Origin of the sequence: Marinobacter vulgaris, assembly GCF_003344045.1 — a bacterium.
Lineage (GTDB): Bacteria > Pseudomonadota > Gammaproteobacteria > Pseudomonadales > Oleiphilaceae > Marinobacter > Marinobacter vulgaris.
The window spans coordinates 1-2,733 of record NZ_QFWX01000017.1 but is presented as its reverse complement, the minus strand read 5'-3'; the positions used below and the strand labels follow the sequence as shown (position 1 = coordinate 2,733).

The window sequence follows — 2,733 nt, the reverse complement described above, 5'->3', positions numbered from 1 at the left end:
TTGGTGACGAGGTTCAGGCCTGCCTGGGCACCAGGCAGACTGGAAAATAAATCTGTCCCGGTTTTCTCGAGCGGGGGGATGCCCCGCATGATCTTTTTCTGGATGCGACTGGCACACGCTGTGGCCGCCGCTGTGGATTCAGCCTGTCTTGTCTTTGTAGCTGTCATGAACCGCGGCCTTCATCTAAACTAAAAGCCGTTTAACGCCACCATGCAGGTTTTTTTAGTGTCTATTCATGTTCTGCGCCCAAATAACCTGTCCCAAAAAATGATGCGCGTTATTTTTTCCATTTACATTGTCGTCGCTTGCCTAATAACCAGCGTTCAGTTTTTAACAGAATATTTGAAAACTCAGGATTCTATTTTAAATGAACTAAAACAGTTGGAGGAAACGGTCCGCGGATCAATCTCAGCAAGTTTTTGGCAGTATGATTATAACCAAATGGAAGTGCTTATTTCCGGACTGATAAAAATGCCCATTATTGAGGGCGTCGACATTCTGGACAAGAATGGCAACGAAATTATAGCCAAGAGATCCTACAATCCGTCCTCACCCCCGTTGTCGATGTTCAGCACGGAATCAAAACTGGATTGGAAACTAAAAGATAAAGACATATCGCTTGGGTCTTTGACATTGTATTCATCGTCGCAAATTGTTCTCGATCGCGTGCTGTTCGGCTTCACCTTGATTGCGATTACTGCCATCGTAAAACTATCCATTTTGTTCTGGCTTTTTATTTGGGCGTTTGATCGTTATTTGTCGAGACCCTTGAAGGAATTGGTGTCGCAAGTGGATGAGATCCAACTGAACCAGAACATGAGCAAACGCATTCACCTATCGGCTCCCGAAGATAACGAAATCGGTCAACTCCAGAAGCATATGAATATTATGCTATCTGCGATAGAAAGTGACCGGGAGAAACTATTGCAAGACGAAAAAAGCAAGCGAAATTGGCTGGAAACGGCCGTCGAAAAGCGCACCGAAGAATTACTGCTTTTAAACAAAAAGCTTCAGTATCTGGCAACCAGAGACTCGCTGACCGGCATACTAAATCGCGGAAGTTTTTTTGAAACAGCACAACACCTGCTAGCGCTTTCAAAGCGTCAGAACTCGACCGCCACTCTTGTTGTGATGGATTTGGATAAATTTAAACTGATTAACGATAACTTTGGCCATTTCATCGGCGACAAGGTACTCGTTCATTTCGCACAGACAATCCAGATTTTTTTAAGAAAGTCTGACCTGATCGGACGATTAGGCGGAGAGGAATTTGCAATATTTTTGCCTGACACAGACATCAACGCGGCCTTTCAGATCGCTGACAAGATACGAGAAGCCGTTAGCTGTTCCAGGTTAGAAGTTGATGGTAAAACGGTCACTTACACTGTGAGCCTTGGCATTGATTCATCTCTGCAAACGGATAATTTAATTGAAGAACTTTTTAAACGCGCCGATTTAAAGCTTTACGGCGCAAAAGATAAGGGTCGCAACCGTGTTGAACGCTAGAACATCGAAATCTAAAGTATTTTCTCACCGGGCACTGTTGGCACTCTGCTTAACCGGAGCCGCCACGAGCCACGCAGAAACATTAAACGTTTGTTACGACCATTGGGCACCAATGACAATATTTCCATCAGAAGACTCTTCCGACCGGGGTGTTGTCATAGACATGCTGGATCAAATATACGCAGCCGAGGGCTACAACCTGGAGTATTATGAAGTTCCTCTGGCAAGGGGTCTGGATATGGTCGCAGAAGGTCTTTGCGACCTTTTGCCCGAGTATCTGTATTCAAAGGATCTGGATAAAGACTTTGAGTTTGCCACCGAAGAAACATTTGCCTACCCAACCGCCTTTGTCATCAGGCGAGGCGACTCGTGGCGCTTTAGCGGGATTGAATCCATAAAAGCTAAACGCATCGCAACGGGTCCAGGGTGGGATTACAGTTCGATGAGTGCCGATTATCAAAACTATATCGATGGCCCTGAAAATGCTGATTTTGTCGAAGTCATTGCGGGTAATGACGATGTGGTTGATCGTGTGTTCCACATGATTAAAGACGGTCGAGTCGACCTCTATGCGGATAACGAACTCGTGCTGCAGTACGTCTTAAATAAACTGAAACTGAACGATGAGCTTATTATCGTGCACCCTGGGTTAGATAAAAAATTGCATGAAAGGCCAATCTTCTCAAAAAAAATACCTACAGCGAAAAGACAGGAGCTTATTAGAATTTGGGATCAAGGCCGCATTGCTATCAAGGGCGAAAAACAAAAAATACTGCTCGACAGGTATAACGTAACGTTTGAATATTAGCCCCAACTCTTTCTGTTACTTTCCTCGTTATCATGAATTCATACCTATGAAAAACGCGTTTCTTCTACCCGCACTCCTTATGGTCAGCACTCTGTCAGGCGTGCCACTTGACGGTTTCGGCCTGGTCGGTGACACCACACGGGTGAACCTGGAGTACAAACCGAATTTTCTTGAACTGACGGTGAGATAAACCGGGACAGGTCTATTTTCCGCGATTATCCGAGCCGCTGGGTGCCTTGTACCCGCAACACCACTTCAATCTGATTCAATCCGGAAGACCCTCAGAAAATAAATCTGTCCCGGTTTTGCTAGTGATCAATACTTCGACCATCAACCGCCGACCAGCTTAATTACCCGCTCCAGCATCGGGTCTTTGCCTTCCTCGCGCCCTTTTCGGCCAAGGTACGTGAGACGGATGT

At 45.6% G+C, this 2,733-nt stretch carries 2 protein-coding genes; both read left to right on the top strand.

From position 1 onward, the window contains the following. The first annotated feature begins 225 nt into the window (after positions 1-225). Positions 226-1,506: a diguanylate cyclase gene (locus DIT71_RS17505; RefSeq protein ID WP_227538197.1), complete on the top strand. Its 1,281-nt coding sequence runs from the start codon at positions 226-228 to the stop codon at positions 1,504-1,506. Next, on the top strand, positions 1,493-2,314 hold the full coding sequence (locus DIT71_RS17500) for a substrate-binding periplasmic protein (RefSeq protein WP_227538196.1): 822 nt from the start codon (positions 1,493-1,495) through the stop codon (positions 2,312-2,314). Before DIT71_RS17505 ends, DIT71_RS17500 begins: the two co-directional genes overlap by 14 nt. Positions 2,315-2,733: the final 419 nt, after the last annotated feature.